Raw genomic sequence first — 19,308 nt, 5'->3', positions numbered from 1 at the left:
GTCCGGGGAAGATCACCCCACGCCGTCGAGCGCCACGCGGTGCGGGCTGACGTCGGCCCAGCCCACCGCGCCCAGCGCCAGCGCCATCGCGCGGGCCGTGGCGGTGCTGAGGTGCCCGTGCACCCGGCCCGCGTTGAGCCGCAGCGACTCCTCGCGGGTGAGGCCGAACCAGTCCATGACCACGTCGATGCCGCGCGGCGTGATCCGCCACAGCCGGTCGGCGTCCCTGACCAGCGCGTCGTTGAGGCTCAGCGGGTCGCGACGGGTGTCGTGGCCGTCGACGACCGCGCAGATCTCGTCGACGCGGGCGGCGTCGAAGCCGAGCGAGCCGAGGACCTCACGCGCGATGCGGGCGCCTTCCACCTCGTGGACGCGCACAGTGGCGAACGATTCTTCGCTCGACGACCACGCGACGGGCGACAGCGCAGCCATGATCCGCGGCAACGGCACGGCGGACCACCCCGAGTCGTGCAGCAGGACCGCGGGCAGCACCACGTCCGGGTCGGCGTCGGGATGGGCGTCGACCAGCACTCGGGCCAGTCCGTACGAGTAGAGCGTGTGCACGTCGTTGTCGCGGTGGCGCAGGTGGGGGAGCACCTTCTCCCAGACCGCGAGATCAACGTTCCGGAAGGTGGGCAGCCCGAGCGCGGGGCCGATGGCCGGGATCACGTCCGGCGGCAGCGGCTCTCCGAGGTCGTTCCTGGTCGAACGCAGACGGGGCAGCATGGACACGAGTGCATCCCGCCGGGTGCGGACGGGCAACGAACTCTTTCAACTGATGAAAACCCGCCGCTACTCCTCGTACCACTGACGGTCATGTTCCTCGACCGCACGCGCCACCGAGTGCGCACACGCCCGCAACGGCTCCTCCAGCGCGGCCAGGTTCGTCTCGGTGGTGGCGATCACCGCGATCGCGGCCACCACCGTCTGGCCGACGCCGAACACCGGCACCGCCAGGGACGCGGCTCCCAGCCGGTTCTGCTGCACGCTCTCCGCGAGCCGCGCGGCCCGCACCCTGGCGAGCTGCTGGCGCAGGACCTCACGGTCGGTGACCGTGAACGGCGTGAACGGCGTCAGCCGCGCCATCACCTGCTCCTGCACGAGGTCGGGCGCGAACGCGAGCAGCACGTTGCCCAGCGCCGTCGAGTGCAGCGGCAGGCGCGACCCCGGCGTGTGCCGCGTGGCGGTGCTGCGTGAGCGGGCGAGCCGGTCGACGACCAAAGCGGACAGTCCATCCCGGACCCCCACGTGCACCGTGTGCCCGGTGCGCACCACGAGGTCCTGCAGGTACGGCAGGGCGGCCTCCCGCATGGACGTCGGCCTGGCCAGTTGCCCCAGGTGCCAGGTGCGCGCGCCGATCTCGAACAACCCGTCGGTGCGCTGCTGCAGGATCCGCCCGTCCACCAGGTCGCGCAGCCGCCGGTGCGCGGTCGCGAGCGGTGTGCCGGTGCGGCGGGCGATCTGGCTCAGGCTGAGCACGCGGTGCTTCTCGTCGAACGCGTCCAGCAGGCTCAGCGCTCGGAAGGTGACCGACTCGCCAGGAGCGGTCCGGTCCACCGCCATGGGTTGCTCCTCTTCGGACCGAACTTTTCATTGGATGAAAGCGTAGCCTGCCTCACAAGGCGATTCTCGTCACTGTGAGTGCAGGCGCAGCGAAGGAGGTTCGTGTGACGGTGTCGGCGAGGTACGACGCGGTGGTGCTCGGAGGAGGGCACCACGCGACGATCATCGCGCCCTACCTGGCGCGCGCCGGGATGTCCGTCGCCGTGTTCGAGCGCAGCGGCCGGCTGGGCGGCGCGGCGGTGAGCGGCAAGGGCCCGCTCACCGGGTACCGGATGAACAACTACGCGCACTGGACCCGGTTCTACTCGCACCCCGCCTACCGGGACTTCGACCTCTACGCCGAGGGCCTGCGCTACGAGTTCCCCGAGGGCAACGAGGCGATGGTGTTCGACGACGGCTCGTCGTTCGTCGGCTGGTCCGCCTGGAAGGTCACGGACGCGTACGGCACGCAGGAACCGTGGCCAGAGGGCGTCAAACGCACCGAGGACGCGATCCGCCGGTTCTCCGCCGCCGACGCCGAGACCTACCTGCGGATCCACGAGGCCTATGCGGCGTCGTGGAAACGGGCGTTCGGCAAGCACCGCTACAGCGCGCCGCGGCCGTGGGGGACACCGGACCCGTTGGAGGAGCTGCTGTCCGAGGGCGGGCTGCTCGAACCGGTGCACCAGTTCATGACCACCCGTCAGCTCGCCTACGACTTCTTCGAGTCCGACGAGCTGCGCACGCTCTTCCTGCGCGCCGCCACCACGTCCACCGGCTGCTACGGCGACGACGTTCCCGGGCTGCAGGGCCTCGTGCACGTGCTCGCGCTGACGTTGTCGCTGGAACCGGCGGCGATCGCGGTCGGCGGCACGCAGGCGATCACCGACGCGCTCGTCTCGGCCGGTCGCAGACGCGGCGTCGAATACCACACGCACAGTCCCGTCGAGCAGGTCCTGGTGCGCGACGGACGGGCCACCGGCGTGCGGCTCGCGTCCGGCGACACGGTCGAGGCGGACGTCGTCGTGAGCGGGCTCGGCCTGCCGCAGACGTTGCTGGACCTCACGCCGGACGTGCCGCTGTCACGGCGGACCCGCAACCGGCTGCGCAACGTCCACTACGACCGCGGCCAGCTGCTGTGGATCAACGTGGCGGTGCACGAGCCGCCGGACTACGCCGCGTTCACCGGTGACCCCGACATCGGCCCGCAGCCGCGGCTCTACTGGGGGCCCAAGGACCCGGACTGGCTCGCCACGCGGTACCAGGCCGAGATCATGACCCGCGGCCACAGCAGCCGGTTCTACGCGCTCTCCAGCACCGACACGCTGTGGGACCCCGGTCGCGCGCCCGAGGGCAGGCACCTGGTCGGCGTCGAGGAGTTCTGCGCGCCGCTGCGGTTCTTCGACCGCGACGGCTGGAAGCGGATCGAACGCGAGACCGAGGCGCTGCTGCGCGAGCAATGGCCCCGCTACGCGCCCAACATGACCGCGGACAACATCGAGTCGGTGCGGATCACGCTGCCTCGCGACGTGCTCGCGACCCATCCCGACATGATCGAGGGCGGCTACAGCCAGGGCACCACGATGGCCAGCCAGCAGGGCAGGTTCCGGCCCGTACCGGAACTCTCCGGCTACCGCACCGCGCTGCCCAACCTCTACAACTGCTCGTCCTCCATGCACTCGGGATCGGGCATCGGCCGCGGCAACAGCCTCAACTGCTGGCACGCCGTAGCCGCCGACCTGGGCATCGACCCCGACGCCACGCACACCGCCGCCTCGTCCGACCTCACGAAGGAGGACGCATGACCACCCTGGACCCCGCGCCCGGAAGCGTCCGGCCCGATGCGCCCGCCGACCGCCGCTTCCCCGACCCGTACGACATCGGCGCGCCCGCCGGTGCCGAGGGCTGGGAGGAGATGTACCCGTACTACAACAGGTTCCTGCCGCAGCGCCGCGCCGCGGACGGCGCCAGGACGTGGTTCCGCAACAGCATGCACTTCCCGGAACCCATGCCGCCCTTCGACGTCGTCACCTCCGACAGCGCGTTCATGAGCGTCGGCGTGATGAACACCCGCGTGTTCGCGCTGCCGCCCGCGCTGGGCATGGACGTCCGGGTCCTCAACGGGTACGTCTACATGTCCGCGCTCGGCGTCGAGGACCCCGAGGAGATCGGAAGGCGCGCGCAGGAGTTCGGCGTGCGGGTCGGCCACTACTACGCGAACTGGACGGACCTGTACGCGCAGTGGGAGGACAAGGTCCGCGCGCAGATCGCCGGCATCAAGGCGGTGCGGATCCCCGCGCTCGGCGACTTCGAACCGGTCGAGAACGTGCTCGCGGGCCGCGGGATCACCGAGTCCAACGACCTCCTCGTCGCCTACCAGCAGATCCTGGCGTCGCTGGACGGCACGTGGAACCTGCACAGCGAGATGCTGAACATGGGCTACGCGGCCTACCTCAACTTCCTGATGCTGATGCGGTCGCACTTCCCGGAGATCGCCGACCAGCAGGTCGCCGAGATGGTCAGCGGAGTCGACGTGCTGCTGTTCCGCCCGGACGACGAGCTCAAACGCCTGGCGGCCCAGGCGATCGAGCTCGGGCTCGCGGAGAAGGTGCGGCAGGCGGACGACTTCGCGGCGCTGACCACCGAGCTGGAGGCCTCCGAGGCCGGGCGGACCTGGCTGGCGGAGTGGAGGACCTCGGCCGAACCGTGGTTCAACTTCTCCTACGGCAACGGCTTCTACCACCACCACCGCAGCTGGTCCGACGACCCGGCGTTCCCGCTGGCGATGGTGGGCGACTACATCGGACGGCTGAGGGCGGGGGAGGACCTGTCCCGGCCGCTCGCCGAGGTCGAACGCCGGCGCGACGAGGTGACGGCGCGCTACCGGGAGCTGATCCCGGAGGGCGAGCCACGACAGGCGTTCGACGACGCGCTCGGCCTGTCGAAGACGGTGTTCCCGTACGTGGAGAACCACAACTTCTACGTCGAGCACTGGTACATGACCGAGTTCTGGCGCAAGATGCGCGAGCTGGGCGCGTTGTTCGTCCGGTTCGGGTTCCTGGACGAGGTCGACGACCTGTTCTTCCTGCGCCGCGCGGAGATCTCGGACGCGGTGGTGGACCTGCAGATGGCGTGGGGCTCCGGCGGCGAGGCGATCGGCCCGTCGTACTGGCCGCCCGTCGTCGCCCGCCGGCGCGAGATGTTCGCCGCCCTGCGCGCGGAGAGCCCGCCACCCGCACTCGGGCCCGCGCCCACGGCGATCGTCGAACCGATGACGATCATGCTGTGGGGCATCACCGACGAACAGGTGCTCCGCTGGCTGAACGCGGTCGAGGGCAGCACCACCCTGGAGGGCTTCGCGGGCTCACCCGGTGTCGCGGAGGGCCCGGCGCGCGTCGTGCTGACCCCCGACGGCCTGGACGCGTTGCAGGAGGGTGAGATCCTCGTCGCCCCGATCACGTCGCCGAGCTGGACGCCGGTCTTCGCGCGGATCAAGGCGACGGTGAGCGACATCGGCGGCATCATGTGCCACGCGGCGATCGTCTCCCGCGAGTACGGGCTGCCTGCCGTCGTCGGCACCGGCAACGCCACGTCCACCATCCGCACCGGCCAGCTCGTCAGGGTCGACGGGAACACGGGGACGGTGACCCTCCTTGACGCCTGACGTCCTGTGGTTCGACGACCTCCGCACGGCCGACCGTCCTCGGGTGGGCGGCAAGTGCGCGGGCCTCGGCGAGCTGATCCACGCCGGGATCCCGGTGCCGCACGGGTTCGCGGTGACCGTGGACGCGTGGCGGCGCGTGTCCGGCCGGGGGCTGAGCGAACGACTCGACGGGCTCGTGCGCGACGCCGCTGATCCCGCCGCGCTGCGCCGGGTGCACGACCAGGCGAAGGAACTCGTTGCCGCCGAACCGCTTCCGGCGGGACTGGAGCAGCGGATCCGGGCCGCGTACGCCCGGCTGTGCGAGCTGAGCGGACGTGCTGATCTCCCGGTCGCGGTGCGGTCCTCCGCCGTGGCCGAGGACGGTGCCGCGACCAGCTTCGCGGGTCAGCAGGAGACGTTGCTGTGGGTGGCGGGCGCCGATCGGGTGCTCGCCGCCGTGCGTTCCTGCTGGGCGGGCCTCTACACACCGCAGGCCATCGCGTACCGAGCCGGACTGGGCGAGGAGGTGCGCGGGGAGGCGGTGCTGATGGGCGTCGCGGTGCAGGAGATGGCCGATGCCGAGGTCGCGGGCGTCGGGTTCACGGTGAGCCCGCACTCGGGCGACCCGTCGGTGATGGCGGTCAACGCCAGCTGGGGCCTCGGCGAGATGGTCGTGTCCGGTGAGGTGACGCCGGACGAATACTGGATCGACAAGATCAGCCACCGCGTGCGGCGCAGGACGATCACGCACAAGGCCCTCCGCTGCGTTCCGTCGCCCTCCGGCAACGGCACTGAAACCGTTGCGGTGCCGGAGGAACTGGCCGACGCGCCGTGCCTGAGCGACGAGCAGCTCGCGGAGCTGGCCGCCGTGATGCTCCGCGTCGAGCGGCACTACGGCAGCGCGCAGGACATCGAGTGGGCGCTGACCGGGGAGCAGCGGTTCGTGGTGCTGCAGTCGCGGCCGGAGACGGTCGTGTCCGCGCGACCCGCCGCACCGGTCGCCGTGCCGTCGTACCTGTCGGTGGTGCAGTCGCTCAGCGGACTGGGCAGGGGGCGGCGATGACCACCTGGGCCGAGGCGCTCGCTCTCGTGACACAGCTCGAAGAGTCCGGTGTGGACGAAGCTGAGGTCGTGGCGGGCGGCATGACGGTCCGCTACTCCCGTTCGCAGGGCGGACTACCGGTCGCGCCGGAGTCGTCCGATCCCGCGCCGGTCGCGGTGGCGAGCGGACTGGTGGACGTCACCGCGCCGATGCTCGGGGTCGCACATCTGCAACCAGCGCCGGGCAAACCGCCGTTCGTGCGGGCCGGTGACACCGTCGAGCCGGACAGCTCCGTGGCGATCGTCGAGGTGATGAAGATGATGAACACCGTCACCGCAGGCGTGCGCGGCCGGGTCGTGGAGGTCGTCGTCGAGGACGGTGCCCTGGTGCAGCACGGAACCGTCCTGATGAGGGTGGAGCCGGCATGACGAGGGTCCTCATCGGCAACCGCGGCGAGATAGCGGTCCGGGTCGTGGCAGCGTGCCGCCGGCTCGGGTTCGAGGCCGTGCTGGCGGCGAGCGAGGCGGACGGCGACTCGCTGGCCGCACGCCTGGCCGACCTCACCCTCGTCATCGGTCCCGCCGAACCCGCGCTGTCCTACCTGCGGCCGGAACTGCTGGTGCAGGCGGCGGTCCACGCCGGCGCGGACGTGCTGCACCCCGGTTACGGGTTCTGCAGCGAGAAGGCGGAGCTCGGCGAGATGCTGGAGGAGGCGGGAATCGCGTTCGCCGGTCCCCGTCCCGGCACGCTGCGGGCGGTGGGGGACAAGGCGACGGCTCGTGCGGTGGCGGTCGAGGCGGGCGTTCCCGTCGCCCCCGGCGCCGAGGTGAAGGACCTGTCCGACGCCGTCGAGGCGGCCGCCGCCATCGGGTATCCGGTGCTGCTCAAGGCCGTGCACGGCGGTGGCGGCCGCGGCATTCACCTCGTCGAGCGCGAGGAGGACCTACCGGCGTCGCTGGAGCAGGCGGCCGCCGAGGCACGTGCCGGGTTCGGGGACGACGCGTTGTACGTGGAGAAGTTCTTCGGTGCGGCCAGGCACGTCGAGGTGCAGTTCTTCGGCGACGGTGAAGGCGCGTGCGTCGTCGTCGGGGACCGTGACTGCTCGGTGCAGCGCCGGCACCAGAAGCTGATCGAGGAGTGCCCGGCACCGGGCATCGCCGACTCCGTCCGGAAGGTGTTGCACGACAGCGCTCGTAGGCTCGTGACCCACCTGCGCTACCGGGGCGCGGGCACCGCGGAGTTCCTCGTGGACGGCGACGAGGTGGTGTTCCTGGAGGTCAACGCCCGCATCCAGGTCGAGCACCCGGTGACGGAGGAGGCGTTCGGCGTCGACCTGGTCGCGGCGCAGCTGCGGCAGGCCGCCGGTCTGCCGCACGGACTTCCCGCCCTGCCGGCGGTTCCGCCCGCGCACGTGATCGAGTGCCGGATCACGGCCGAGGACCCCCACGACGACTTCCGCCCGTCGCCGGGACGGGTCACGCGGGCGGACTGGCCGCGGGGCCCCGGAGTGCGCGTCGACACGCACGTGTTCGACGGCTACGTGTTCCCGCCCTACTACGACAGCCTGCTCGCGAAGATCGTCGTTCGCGCACACAACCGCGACACCGCCGTCGACGCCATGCTCGCCGCGCTGGGCACCACCCGTGTCGAGGGCGTCAGCACCGCCGTCCCCGTGCATCGCGCCGTGCTCGCCCACCCGGACTTCCGGCGCGGCGGCGTCACGACGGAATGGCTGCCCACCGCCTGGCCACCGCGAGAGGAGTCCGTGTCATGACCCCTCGCAGCGTGCGCCTGGTCGACACGAGCACCAGGGACGGCAACCAGAGCCTGTGGGGCGCGACCGGGCTCACCACCGGCATGGTGGAGGCGCTGGGACCGCACCTGGAGGCAGCCGGGTTCGCCGCGCTCGACTTCACCTCGTCCACCCACCTGTCCGTGGGAGTGCGGTGGCACGAGGAGGATCCGTGGGAGCGGATCTCCCGGATGCGCGCGGTCGTGCCGACGACCCCGTTGTCGTTCATCACCACCGGGATGCGGTTCATGTCGTGGGACCGCTCTCCCGAGTCGGTCCTGCGCCTGTCGACGAGGCTGCTCGCGGAGTCGGGCCTGCGCCGGATGCAGATCGCCGAGCCGATGAACGACACCGCCCAGGCGTCCGCGATCGCCCGCATGGCCAAGGAGGAGGGCATCGAGCAGGTCGCCGCCGCCGTCACGTTCACCGAGTCGCCGGTGCACGACGACGCGCTGTACGCCCGCGCCGCCAAGGTCCTCGCCGCCGACGAGAACGTCGACGTGGTGTACCTCAAGGACCCCGGCGGTCTGCTGACGCCCGAACGCACCCGCGCCTTGGTGCCCCAGCTGCGCGCCGCCGTCGGCGACCTGACCTTCGAGCTGCACGGCCACTGCACGACAGGACTCGCGCCACAGGTGTACGTGCTCGCCGCGCAACTCGGCGTGGACGTGCTGCACACCGCGATCGGCGCGCTGAGCAACGGCACCAGCCAGCCCTCGGCGCTGCGCCTGGTGGAGAACCTCGCCGCCGTCGGCATCAGCACCGACATCGACGCCGGGCCGCTGCGCGAGGCGGAGCGGATCATCGCGGAGATCGCGCGGACCCAGGGCCTCGAACCGGGCAGGCCCACCGAGCTCGACCTCGCCTACCAGCGCCACCAGGTGCCCGGCGGGATGATGGGCACGCTGCGCCGCCAGCTCGCCGAGATCGGCAGGCCCGACCTGCTCAGCGCGGTGCTGGACGAGGTCGCGGTGGTGCGCGAGGAGCTGGGCTGGCCGATCATGGTCACCCCGTACAGCCAGTTCGTGGGCAGCCAGGCCGTCCTGAACGTCCTCGCCGTCCGGTCGGGCGAGGCGCGGTGGTCGCGGATGCCGGACGAGGTGCTGCGCTACCTGCTCGGCCACTTCGGCACCCCGCCCGGCGACGTCGACCCCGAGGTGGCGGACCGCGCGTCCGGCCACCCGCGCACGCGCGAGCTGGACAGGCCGCTGCCCGAGCCGTCGCAGGCCGACCTGCGCGCGGACGTCGCGGCACAGGTCGGCAGGCCTGTGGTGGACGGGGAGGTGTTGCTGCGCACGGTGTTGCCTGCCGGCCAGGTCGACGCCATCCGGCCCGCACCGCGGTGGACGCCCTCTCCCGAGGGGCGGTCTGTGGTGCCGGGGGAGCAGGTGGACGCCGTCCGGCCTGTGTCGGGTCAGGCGGCCGGTTCCGTGGTGCGCGCGGTCGGCGATCAGGTCGACGCCGTCGGGTCTGCGTCGGCACAGGAGCCCGGTCCCGAGGTGCGCACCGCCGCCGAGCAGGCCGACTCCACCCGCCCCGCCCCGCGACAGACCCACAGCCCCGAGGTGCGCACGGCCGCCGACTTCGTGCGCGCCGCCTGCGCCCTGCCGGGCTGGCGGGAGCTGGACGTCCAGGTCGGCGCCGAACGGGTCCGGTTGCGCCGCAACCAGGACGGAGGCAGGGCATGAGCGCTTCGGTCCACCCGGCGACACCACTTGAGCGCCGGCTCGCGGAGGTCCGCGGCGTCGTGCTCGACATCGACGGCTGCCTGGTCCTCGCGACCCAGCCCGCGGGCGAGGACGCCAAGGTCCTGCCCGGTGCGGTCGAGGCGATGTGCGCGTTGCGGGACATGGGTCTGCGGACCCTCGTCTTCACCAACGCGTCCAGCAGGCCGCCCGCGCGGATCGCGGCGTCGCTTGCGGAGCTGGGCTTTCCCGTCAGCGCCGACGACGTGATGACGCCGTCCGTCGTGGCCGCGGCGGTGCTGAAGGAGCGCTGTGGCGCCAAACCCGTGCTGGCCTTCGGGGGCAGCGGGGTCGTGGACGTGCTGAACGAGGAGGGGATCACCGTCCTCGACCACCGCGAACCGGGGGCCGCCCGGCTCGCCGCCGCGGTGCTGGTCGGCTGGGACACCGGTTTCGACCAGCAACGCCTCCAGGTCGCCGCGGAGGCGCTGTGGGCGGGCGCACCGCTGCTCGTCACGAGCGACGCCCCGGCGTTCGCGACGGCGGGAGGGCATTCCGCCGGGGTGAGCGGCTTCATCGCGAACGGCCTGACCTACGTCACCGGTGTGCCGTACGAGGTGCTCGGCAAACCGTCCTCGCTCGCCGTGGCCGCCGCTGCCCGCAGGCTCGGCGTGCCGAGCTCGCGGACGCTGGTCGCGGGAGACGACCTCACCCTGGAGGTGGCGATGGCGATCGCGGCCGACGCGGTGGGTGTGCTGGTCACCACCGGCACCCACTCGCGGGAGGACGCCGCGAACCTGCCCGCGGGCGAGCGGCCCGACCTCGTGGTCGACGGGCTGGGCGAGGTCGTGGACGCACTGCGCCGTGCCCGCCATGACCGGTGAGGTCGTCTGGACGCCCGCTCCGGACGCCCGGTCCACCAGCCGGATCGGTCACTACCTCGACTGGCTCGCCGGACGCGGACTGACCTTCGAGGGCTACGACGACCTGCACGCGTGGTCGGTGGCGGACGTCGGCGCGTTCTGGCAGAGCATCTGGGACCACTTCGAGGTCCGTGCGCACACGCCACCTCGGACCGCCCTCGCCGACGCCTCCATGCCCGGCGCGCGGTGGTTTCCCGGTGCGACTCTCAACTACGCCGAACACGCCTTCCGCGCCGCTCCGGACGCGATCGCGGTGCACGCCAGGAGCCAGACGCGGCCGGACCTCACGCTCACGTTCGCCGAGCTCGAACAGCAGGTCGCGGCCTGCCGCGCCGCGTTGCGCGAGCTCGGAGTCGGACCGGGTGACCGCGTCGCCGGGTACCTGCCGAACGTTCCCGAGGCGCTGGTCGCGTTCCTCGCGACGGCGAGCCTCGGTGCCGTCTGGGCCTGCTGTGCGCTGGAGATCGGCCCGTCCGGCGCGCTCGACCGGCTCGGCCAGGTCGACCCCGTGGTGCTGGTGACGGCAGGGGGATACGTCCACGGCGCCAAGCGACTCGACCGGACCGCCGAGGTGGCCGCGGTGGCAGGCGGGTTGTCCGTACGGCACACCGTGGACGTGGGCTACGGCGAGTGGCGGGTCGGCGGGGCGCTCCAGTGGTCCGAGTTGCTCGCCGAGCACGTGGACGCGGCTCCTGCCTACGAACCCGTGCCGTTCGGCCACCCGCTGGCGGTGCTGTTCTCGTCGGGCACCACGGGCAGGCCCAAGGCGATCGTGCACGGCCACGGTGGCGTTCTGCTGGAACACCTGAAGAACCACGCGCTGTCGTGGGACCTCGGCCCCGGCGACTGCCTGCTCTGGTACACCACCACGTCCTGGATGATGTGGCACGCGCTGGTGTCCGCGCTGCTGGTGGGCGCGTCGGCGGTGCTGGTCGACGGCGATCCGGCGTTCCCCGGCCTTGAGTGGCAGTGGCGGCTCGCGGAGGAGACCGGTGCGACCACCATGGGGGCGAGTCCCGGCTTCGTGATGGCCTGCGAGCGCGCCGGTCTCCGCCTGGACGACGTCCACTTGAGACGGTTGCGCGTGTTCGGTGCCGCCGGAGCCCCGCTGCCGGAGAGCGCTTACCGGTGGTTGAGGGAGAACCTCGGCCCGCACGTGCAGCCGAGCGTCGGCAGCGGCGGCACCGACGTGTGCTCGGGTCTGGTGCAGGACAACCCGCTGACGCCGAGTCGCCTGGGCGTGATCGCGGGCCCGTGCCTCGGCGTCGACGTGCACGCGTGGGACGACGAGGGGCGTGACGTCGTCGGCGAGCCGGGCGAACTCGTTGTGCTGCAACCGATGCCGTCCATGCCGGTCGGGTTCTGGGGCGACGACGGCACCCGCCTGCGTGAGGCGTACTTCAGCACCTGGCCCGGTGTGTGGCGCCACGGCGACTGGATCGTGCTGGAGCCCGGCGGCGGGTGCCGCGTCACGGGGCGCTCCGACGCGACGTTGAACCGGGGCGGTGTCCGGCTGGGCACCGCCGAGTTCTACGGCGTGGTGGAACGGCTCGACGGCGTCGCGGACTCGTTGGTCGTGCACTTGGAGGACGCGTTGGGAGGCAATGGCGAACTGTGGCTGTTCGTCGTTCCCGCGCACGGGCCTCCCGCCACGCCGGTGCCGGCGGACGACGGCCTGCGCGACCGCGTTCGCACCGCGTTGCGCCGGGAGCTGTCGCCGCGTCACGTGCCGGACCGGGTGGTGCTCGTGCCGGTCGTCCCGCGCACCCTCACCGGCAAGAAGCTCGAGGTGCCGGTGAAGCGCGTCCTGCTCGGCTCCGACCCCGCCGACGTGGCGGGCCGCGACTCGCTCGCCGTCCCCGGCTCGCTCGGGGCGTTCGTCGCACTGCGCACCCGCTGATCCGCCGAGCGGGCACCAAAGGATGCCTCCCGGGGCAAAAGGTGAGGCCACCTCGTTGGTGGCCGTTCCGGTGGTTCCTACGCTCCCGGCACCGCGTCCTGGAGGTGTGATGAGCGTGCCGCGATGTCGTGATTCCGTGTGCTGCGCACCGGTCGTGCCCTGGGGCGGCGATCCGCTCGCCGTCGACGTGCTCGACCTGCCCCCGGCGGGCGTCCGGCTGGCGGTGGACTGTCCCGCGCCGGCCCCCGCACCCGAACCGGTGGCCGAACCGCCGTGGTCACCTGCCGGCAGCGCGCAGATCGCCTGGTTCCGCTGGAACATCGGCCACCAGGCGCTGTTCATGGTGTGGCGGCTGTTCGCGGACGCGCTGCGGGCCGAGGTGCACGACGGGCAGAGGGAGTTCGCCGGCGGTGGGTCCGCTGCGGACCTCGCGGACCTCTGCTCGACGCTGCTGCTCTACACGGGCAGTTGCCCGGCCCGCGACTACCTCGCGGTGATCCGGCCGGCGATGGAGGAGCACGACCCGGCGTTCAGCGGCACCTGGGCGGCCGACTACCGGCCGATCCCGGGACTCGTGCGCGCCGCCGTCGTGAGAGGCGCGGAGGCCGGAACCTCCCGCCGCCTCGGCACCGCGTGGCGAACGCACCAGCACGTCCACGTCGGAATCATGAACGCCTTGGTGCCGGGGCAGCCTTCCCTGCTGCGCAAGGCCGGAGGCAGACAGGCGGACGAACCCACCGGGGAGCAACGGCGTTCGTTCGACTCCTTCTTCTCGGTGCGGCGGCGGCCGTCGTTGTGCGGCCGTGGTTTCACCGTCCGGCTGCTGCACTGGCTGAACCGGATCGTCGCCGACCTGGACGCCGTCGGCCTCTACCACGACGGCCCGCCTCTGTCGGACTCGATGACGCACGGCACCTGCCGGACGCGCGCGACCGAACTGGAGTCGCTGGCCGTCGCCACCTTCGTGGAACACCTGATCTCACTGGAAAAACACCTGGAAGGCTCTGATGGACAGCTCTAAGGACGTCGCGGTCAGCAGCGCGTTGCACGAGTACCTGATCGCTCACGGCAGCCCGCCGGACCCGGTGGCGCTCGACCTGATCGGCCGCACGGCCCGGCTCGGCGACGCGGCGGAGATGCAGATCCCGGCGGAACAGGGCGCGCTGCTCACGCTGCTCGTGAAACTGCTGGGCTGCAAGAACGTCGTCGAGGTCGGCACGTTCACCGGCTACTCGACGCTCTGCCTCGCGAGGGGCCTCGCGGGAGCCGGTCAGGTCGTCACCTGCGACGTCTCGCAGGAGTGGTCGGCGATCGCCAGGGACGCCTGGGAACGCGCGGGCGTGGACCACCTGGTGGACCTGCGGCTCGGCCAGGCCGCGGACACGCTCGCCGCGCTGCCGAGGGACCCGGTGGTGGACCTCGCCTTCATCGACGCGGACAAGGTGAACTACGTGCGCTACTGGGAGGAACTGGTTCCCCGCATGAGGCCGGGCGGGCTGCTGGTGGCCGACAACGTCTTCTACTACGGCGAGGTCGTCGGCGAGTCGCCCTCGGTCAACGGTGCCGCCATCCGCGCGTTCAACGAGCACGTCAGCGCCGACTCCCGGGTCGAGCCGGTGATGCTGCCGATCGCGGACGGCATCACGCTGGCACGCCGGGTCGACGACGTGCGCGGAGGTGTGGCGTGACCGCCTCCTACGCGCCGGAGCCGTACCGGATCAAGGTCGTCGAACCGATCCACGTCCCGACCGCGGAGCAACGCCGCGAGGCGATCGTCGAGGCGGGCTACAACATCACACTGCTGCGGGCCCAGGACGTGTACATGGACCTGTACACCGACTCGGGCACGAACGCGATGTCCGATCGCCAATGGGCCGCCGTCATGGTGGGCGACGAGGCCTACGCGGGCTCGGCGAGCTTCTACCGGCTGGAAGCCGCCGTCCGGAAGTACTACGGCTACCCGCACGTGATCCCCACGCACCAGGGCAGGGGAGCGGAGAACATCCTGTCCCGCTGCCTGATCCGGCCCGGCAGCCACGTGCCCGGCAACATGTACTTCACCACCACCCGCACCCACCAGGAGCTCAACGGCGGCACGTTCCACGACGTGATCGTCAAGGAGGCCCACGACGCCGCCTCCGAGCACCCGTTCAAGGGCGACGTCGACCTCGCCGCACTGGAAGCGCTGATCCGCGAGGTCGGCGCGGACGCGATCCCGTACGTCAGCGTGGCGGCCACCGTGAACATGGCGGGCGGTCAGCCGATCAGCATGGCGAGCCTGGAAGCGGTGCGCGAACTGACCGCGCGGCACGGGATCCCGGTGATGCTCGACGCCGCGCGGGCGGTGGAGAACGCCTGGTTCGTCCAGCAGCGCGAACCGGGCTGGTCAGGCCACAGCATCGCGGAGATCCTGCACAGGATGTGCGACCTGACCGACGGCGCCTGCATGTCGGCCAAAAAGGACAGTTACGCGAACATCGGCGGCTGGCTGGCCGTGCGGGACCAGGACCTCGCGGACAACGCCCGGTCCCTGCTCGTCGTCTTCGAAGGCCTGCACACCTACGGCGGCATGGCGGGCCGTGACATGGAGGCCGTCGCGCAGGGCATCGAGGAGTCGGTGCGGGAGGAGAACATCCGAGCCCGCGTCGACCAGGTGACCTACCTCGGTGACCGGCTCCTCGACGCCGGTGTGCCGGTGGTGCGCCCGATCGGCGGCCACGCCGTCTGCGTGGACGCGGCGGCGGTGCTGCCCGGCGTCCCGCGCGACGAGTTCCCCGCGCAGACCCTCGCCGCCGCCCTGTACCTGGACTCCGGCACCCGCTGCGCCGAACGCGGCGTGGTCTCCGCGGGACGAGATCCCCGGACGGGCGCCAACCGGCATCCGGACCTGGAGCTCATCCGCCTCACCATCCCGCGCCGCGTGTACACGCGCAGCCACCTGGACGTCGTGGCGGACAGCGTGATCAGGACCGTCGAGGCAGGCCGTGACGTCACGAGCGGGCTCCGGTTCGTGCACGAGCCGGCCACCCTGAGGTTCTTCCTGGCCCGGTTCGCGCCGGTGCGCGAAGGGGGACTGCTCGGCTGACCGCGGCGGTGAGACGGCCGGTGTCGTCCGGGCAGAAGGGACAGCGGCCGTTGTCCGGCAGCCGATGGCCATTCGGGCAGGGACAGCCCTGTCACCTGGATCGGGCGTCCTCCCTTTGATTCGCTGTCAGCACGAAATGCAGGTGCGGCGCTCGATCGGTGATTCCCGGAGGACCCCATGGTCGTGACCGCGTTGTCCGGCCAGGAGTTGCGTCATCGAATGCTGATGCTCGCGCGGCTCATCCGGTCGGGTAACTCCTTGAGCAATTCCCTGAGCACGTGGCTCGCCATCCAGGACTACAGCTCGAACGGCGTCAGCCACGAGCTGCTGAGCGAGGAGTCCCGGCCGGTGACCGACGACGAGGCGCACGAGCTGGAGCTGCCCGCCGGTGCGACCGCCCAGTACCGCCGCACGGTGCTGAGGGCGCAGCTGTCCGGGGACAACGCGCTCATCGCGACGGCGAACTCGCTGGTCGCGAAGGGAAGGCTGCCCCGGTCGGCGATCGGGGAGCTGCAGCGGGGTGTGCCGCTCGGACTGGCGCTGCAGCCGATGGGAGTGCTGCGGCAGACCGCCACGCCGACGTTGGTCGAGACACCGGACGGCGCGGGCGGTTCGGTGCTGACGATGCACCTGCGCGCCGTTCTCCTCGTCGGGGGATGTCCGTGGGCGATCACCGACGAGGTGGTCCACCAGTGCATGGTCGAACACCGCGTTCCCGGTTACTTCGCGGCTCCGCGGAATTCGTCGAACGCGTGACGGAACAGTTCGTGGAACCGACTGCGGAGAAGATTGTTCCAGCGAAGGAGAATGGTCATGCTGACCGCGTCCAGGAATCAGGAACGAGCCGCCAGGAAGGAGGCGTTCGCACAGGTCGGCGCCGCGGTGGCGCAGGCGTGGACCGGTGAACACCTCACCCCGGCCGCGCCGGCGGTGACCAGTCGTCTGCTGGACCTCCTGCCCCACGAGGACCCGCTGGTCTCGGCGAGCGTGCTCGTCGCACTCGGAGTCCTCCACGAGGCCGCGGCACCGGACCCGGCGACCGCCGCGGCCACCAAGGCCGCCATCGAGTCCGATGTGGACAAGGTGCTCGGTCTCGCCGCCACCGCCGCGGGATCGCCCCCGTTGCTCCTCGCGCTCACGTACCTACTGGCGCACTTCCGCTCGCGGCGCGCGGAGATCGAGGGTCTGGAACTCGACCTCACCGAGGACGACCGGGCGCGGTTGCACCGCTGTCTCACGCCCCCGGCCGACGACGACGCCGGGCAGTACGAGGTCGGCCGCGCCTGGCCCACCCCGGCGATCTGGCAGCTGACCGAAGCCGAACGCGAGCTGGACGTCGCGTGGCGTTCGGGACTCGGGTTCAGCGAGGACGACGTGAAGGTGATCGCCGGCCTGGAAACCGCGGCGGTGCTGGCATTCCTCGGCGCACAGGCCGAGTTCGCGATCTGGGAGGCCTCCGATGTCCACTGACCTGCTCGTCCGCCACGCGGACCTCCTGACGTGCCAACGCTGCCGGTCCGGCCTCGTCGCGACACCAGGGGGAGCGCAGTGCTCGTCCTGCGGACGCGCCTATCCGGACCAGGGCGGCTTCCTCGACCTCGTCCCCGACTTCGCGATGCCCACCAAGATCGGGCTCGGGCCGCTGCTGCTGCAGGACCCGTTGCAGGTCGCCCGCTACGAGGACCAGACCAGGATCTCCTACCTCCAGGTCGCCGCCGCGAACTGGGCGAACCAGTGCACGCAGGAGCACGAGAAGGAGTACCTGCGCGAGCACGCCGGCGCCGACGGCGGTCCGACCGTGGACATCGCCTGCGGTCCCGGGCGGTGGACACGGGTGCTGGTGGAGAAGTTCGGCGCGGACCGGGTGATCGGCCTCGACCTCAGCCTCGCGATGCTGCACGCGATCCACGAGGCGCTGCCCGGCATCTCGCTCGTCCGCGCCAGCGGCATGGACCTGCCGTTCGCCGACGGGTCGCTCGGCGGCGTGAACTGCTCGGCGGCCCTGCAGATCATGCCGGACGCCGCGAAGGTGATCAGCGAGTTCGGCCGAGTCCTCGCGCCGGGAGGTACGTTCACGCTCGCCAGCCTCACCCACGCGCCGCGCCCGCTGCAGCGCTACTTCCAGCACCAGCAGGAGACCGTGTTCGGCACGAAGTCGTTCCGGCTGGACGACGTGCTGCAGTGGGTGCGATCGAGCGGCATGGAGGTGCTGGACGTCACGACGCCCGCGTCGTTCCTGCTGCTCACGGCGAGGAAGGTGTGAGCAGCAAGCTCGGTGCCCTGGGCGGCAACGACTTCTTCCACCGCTGCGCGGCGGCACACGCCGCCGCGGTGGCGAGCGGATCACCGGTGCTGGTCTCGGCACGCCTGCGTGGCGGTGTCCCCGAGGACCCCGGCGACCTGCGCGCGCGGGCGCCGAGGACGTTCCACTGGCGTTCGTCCTGGACGGGTCGGTCGATGCTCGGCCTGGGCACCGCGGCCGACCTGCCGGCCACCGGACCCGACCGGTTCGCCCGGCTCGCCGCCGGGGTGCGAGGTCTGTGCGCTACCGGTGAGGAGCCGGTGCTCGTCGGCGGGTTCTCGTTCCACGCCAGGGAGGAGCGCTCGCACTGGTTGCCGGACTGCCTGTTCTGGGTGCCGGAGGCGTTGTGGCAGCGTGACGAGAAAGGCCGCGCCTTCTGGACTCTGTCCACAGTGGTGCGGCCGGAGGAGGACCCCGCGCACGCGGCGGTCCGGGCGTTGCGGTGGCTGCGACCCGGTTCCGGTGCACGGGCACCGGTGGCAGGCAGCACACCGCTGCACGTCGACGAGGGCGCGGGCCGCGCCGAGTGGGACAGGCTGGTCGGGCAGGCCCTCGACGCGATCGGGGCCGGTGTGCTCGACAAGGTCGTGACGGCCCGCGCGTTGCCGGTGTCGGCGCCCCGGCCGTTCCACGTGCCGCGTCTGCTCGCGCGGCTCGAAGCCGGCTGCCGCGAAGGCGCCGTGTTCGCGGTCCGCGACCGTGAGCGGTGGTTCGTGGGCGCCACACCGGAACGACTGCTCTCCCGCCGTGACGACGAGATCACCACGGTCGGGCTCGCCGGGTCGGCGCCGCGCTCGGTGGACCCGGCGGCCGACGCGGAGCTCGGCCGGGCGTTGTTCTCCGACGACAAGATCCGCCGCGAGCACGACTACACCGCCGCCTACCTGGTGGACCGGATCGCGAGCCGCTGCACAGGAGTCCAGGTCGCGGGTCCCGAGCTGACGGCCCTGCCGACGGTGCAGCACCTGCGCACGAGGGTCCGGGCGACGGCGCCGGCCGGCCCAGGGGCGTTCCTGGACCTGCTGGCCGACCTGCACCCGACTCCCGCGGTCGGAGGGGTGCCTCCGGACCGGGCTGCGGCGTGGCTCGCGGACGCCGAGTCGTTCGACCGCGGCTGGTACGCGGGCGGCGTCGGCTGGCTGCGTCCGAGCGGAGACGGTGAGATCGGGCTGGCGATCCGGTCCGCCGAGGTGTCGGGGAACACCGCGCTGGTCTACGCGGGGTGCGGCGTCGTGGCCGGTTCCACGGCCGCACGGGAGTGGCAGGAGACGAGGTGGAAGACCCGGCCGATGCTCTCCGCGCTGGCCGAGTCCGTGCTCGCGGAGTCCGAACGGCGGGCGCGCGTGCTCGCACCCACCAGGTGAGTTGCCCGGCTCGGCGAACAGGAGGCCCAC

Annotated in this window: 17 protein-coding genes; 15 read left to right on the top strand and 2 right to left on the bottom strand. The window is 71.9% G+C overall.

Annotated features, from left to right (window positions below; genetic code table 11):
* Positions 1-12: 12 nt before the first annotated feature.
* Together ACFWN2_RS07365 and ACFWN2_RS07360 are read right to left on the bottom strand one after the other, a co-directional pair.
* On the bottom strand, positions 13-726 hold the full coding sequence (locus ACFWN2_RS07365) for an HD domain-containing protein (protein WP_382425511.1): 714 nt from the start codon (positions 724-726) through the stop codon (positions 13-15).
* 66 nt (positions 727-792) lie between these two features.
* The gene (locus tag ACFWN2_RS07360) at positions 793-1,563 is read right to left on the bottom strand and encodes an IclR family transcriptional regulator (RefSeq protein ID WP_382425509.1); all 771 of its coding nucleotides are present in this window, start codon (positions 1,561-1,563) and stop codon (positions 793-795) included.
* A 104-nt stretch (positions 1,564-1,667) separates the two neighbouring features.
* On the opposite strand from ACFWN2_RS07360, the gene ACFWN2_RS07355 reads away from it, so the two are divergent.
* The 15 genes from ACFWN2_RS07355 (at position 1,668) to ACFWN2_RS07285 (ending at position 19,278) form a co-directional block, all read left to right on the top strand.
* On the top strand, positions 1,668-3,347 hold the full coding sequence (locus ACFWN2_RS07355; RefSeq protein ID WP_382425507.1) for a phytoene desaturase family protein: 1,680 nt from the start codon (positions 1,668-1,670) through the stop codon (positions 3,345-3,347).
* Positions 3,344-5,206 (top strand): PEP-utilizing enzyme, encoded by a 1,863-nt coding sequence (locus ACFWN2_RS07350; protein ID WP_382425505.1) that lies wholly within the window; start codon positions 3,344-3,346, stop codon positions 5,204-5,206. Before ACFWN2_RS07355 ends, ACFWN2_RS07350 begins: the two co-directional genes overlap by 4 nt.
* Positions 5,196-6,248 carry a PEP/pyruvate-binding domain-containing protein gene (locus tag ACFWN2_RS07345; protein WP_382425504.1) on the top strand — a complete coding sequence of 351 codons (1,053 nt, stop codon included), beginning with the start codon at positions 5,196-5,198 and terminating at the stop codon, positions 6,246-6,248. Before ACFWN2_RS07350 ends, ACFWN2_RS07345 begins: the two co-directional genes overlap by 11 nt.
* The gene (locus ACFWN2_RS07340) at positions 6,245-6,655 is read left to right on the top strand and encodes an acetyl-CoA carboxylase biotin carboxyl carrier protein (protein ID WP_382425503.1); all 411 of its coding nucleotides are present in this window, start codon (positions 6,245-6,247) and stop codon (positions 6,653-6,655) included. The genes ACFWN2_RS07345 and ACFWN2_RS07340 overlap by 4 nt, the downstream gene beginning before the upstream one ends.
* The gene (locus ACFWN2_RS07335; protein WP_382425501.1) at positions 6,652-8,001 is read left to right on the top strand and encodes an acetyl/propionyl/methylcrotonyl-CoA carboxylase subunit alpha; all 1,350 of its coding nucleotides are present in this window, start codon (positions 6,652-6,654) and stop codon (positions 7,999-8,001) included. The genes ACFWN2_RS07340 and ACFWN2_RS07335 overlap by 4 nt, the downstream gene beginning before the upstream one ends.
* Positions 7,998-9,707, top strand: a complete 1,710-nt coding sequence (locus ACFWN2_RS07330; protein ID WP_382425499.1) for a biotin carboxyl carrier protein — start codon at positions 7,998-8,000, stop codon at positions 9,705-9,707. Before ACFWN2_RS07335 ends, ACFWN2_RS07330 begins: the two co-directional genes overlap by 4 nt.
* Positions 9,704-10,588, top strand: coding sequence for an HAD-IIA family hydrolase (locus ACFWN2_RS07325; RefSeq protein ID WP_382425498.1), 885 nt, complete (start codon positions 9,704-9,706; stop codon positions 10,586-10,588). The genes ACFWN2_RS07330 and ACFWN2_RS07325 overlap by 4 nt, the downstream gene beginning before the upstream one ends.
* On the top strand, positions 10,578-12,527 hold the full coding sequence (locus ACFWN2_RS07320) for an acetoacetate--CoA ligase (protein WP_382425606.1): 1,950 nt from the start codon (positions 10,578-10,580) through the stop codon (positions 12,525-12,527). The genes ACFWN2_RS07325 and ACFWN2_RS07320 overlap by 11 nt, the downstream gene beginning before the upstream one ends.
* A 109-nt stretch (positions 12,528-12,636) precedes the next feature.
* Positions 12,637-13,548, top strand: coding sequence for a hypothetical protein (locus ACFWN2_RS07315; RefSeq protein ID WP_382425497.1), 912 nt, complete (start codon positions 12,637-12,639; stop codon positions 13,546-13,548).
* A complete protein-coding gene (locus ACFWN2_RS07310; RefSeq protein ID WP_382425496.1) occupies positions 13,535-14,215 on the top strand; it encodes an O-methyltransferase in 681 nt (226 codons plus the stop codon). Before ACFWN2_RS07315 ends, ACFWN2_RS07310 begins: the two co-directional genes overlap by 14 nt.
* The gene (locus ACFWN2_RS07305; RefSeq protein ID WP_382425494.1) at positions 14,212-15,612 is read left to right on the top strand and encodes a tryptophanase; all 1,401 of its coding nucleotides are present in this window, start codon (positions 14,212-14,214) and stop codon (positions 15,610-15,612) included. The genes ACFWN2_RS07310 and ACFWN2_RS07305 overlap by 4 nt, the downstream gene beginning before the upstream one ends.
* A 258-nt stretch (positions 15,613-15,870) precedes the next feature.
* A complete protein-coding gene (locus ACFWN2_RS07300; RefSeq protein WP_382425493.1) occupies positions 15,871-16,368 on the top strand; it encodes a hypothetical protein in 498 nt (165 codons plus the stop codon).
* 57 nt (positions 16,369-16,425) lie between these two features.
* Positions 16,426-17,082, top strand: coding sequence for a hypothetical protein (locus ACFWN2_RS07295; protein ID WP_382425492.1), 657 nt, complete (start codon positions 16,426-16,428; stop codon positions 17,080-17,082).
* Positions 17,072-17,875 carry a methyltransferase domain-containing protein gene (locus ACFWN2_RS07290; RefSeq protein WP_382425490.1) on the top strand — a complete coding sequence of 268 codons (804 nt, stop codon included), beginning with the start codon at positions 17,072-17,074 and terminating at the stop codon, positions 17,873-17,875. The genes ACFWN2_RS07295 and ACFWN2_RS07290 overlap by 11 nt, the downstream gene beginning before the upstream one ends.
* Entirely contained in the window at positions 17,872-19,278 is a 1,407-nt protein-coding gene (locus ACFWN2_RS07285) for an isochorismate synthase MenF (protein WP_382425489.1), read from the top strand. The genes ACFWN2_RS07290 and ACFWN2_RS07285 overlap by 4 nt, the downstream gene beginning before the upstream one ends.
* Positions 19,279-19,308 lie beyond the last annotated feature (30 nt).

Origin of the sequence: Lentzea sp. NPDC058436 (genome assembly GCF_042721515.1) — a bacterium.
Taxonomy (GTDB): Bacteria; Actinomycetota; Actinomycetes; order Mycobacteriales; family Pseudonocardiaceae; genus Lentzea.
This window is presented reverse-complemented; position numbering and strand designations above follow the sequence as displayed.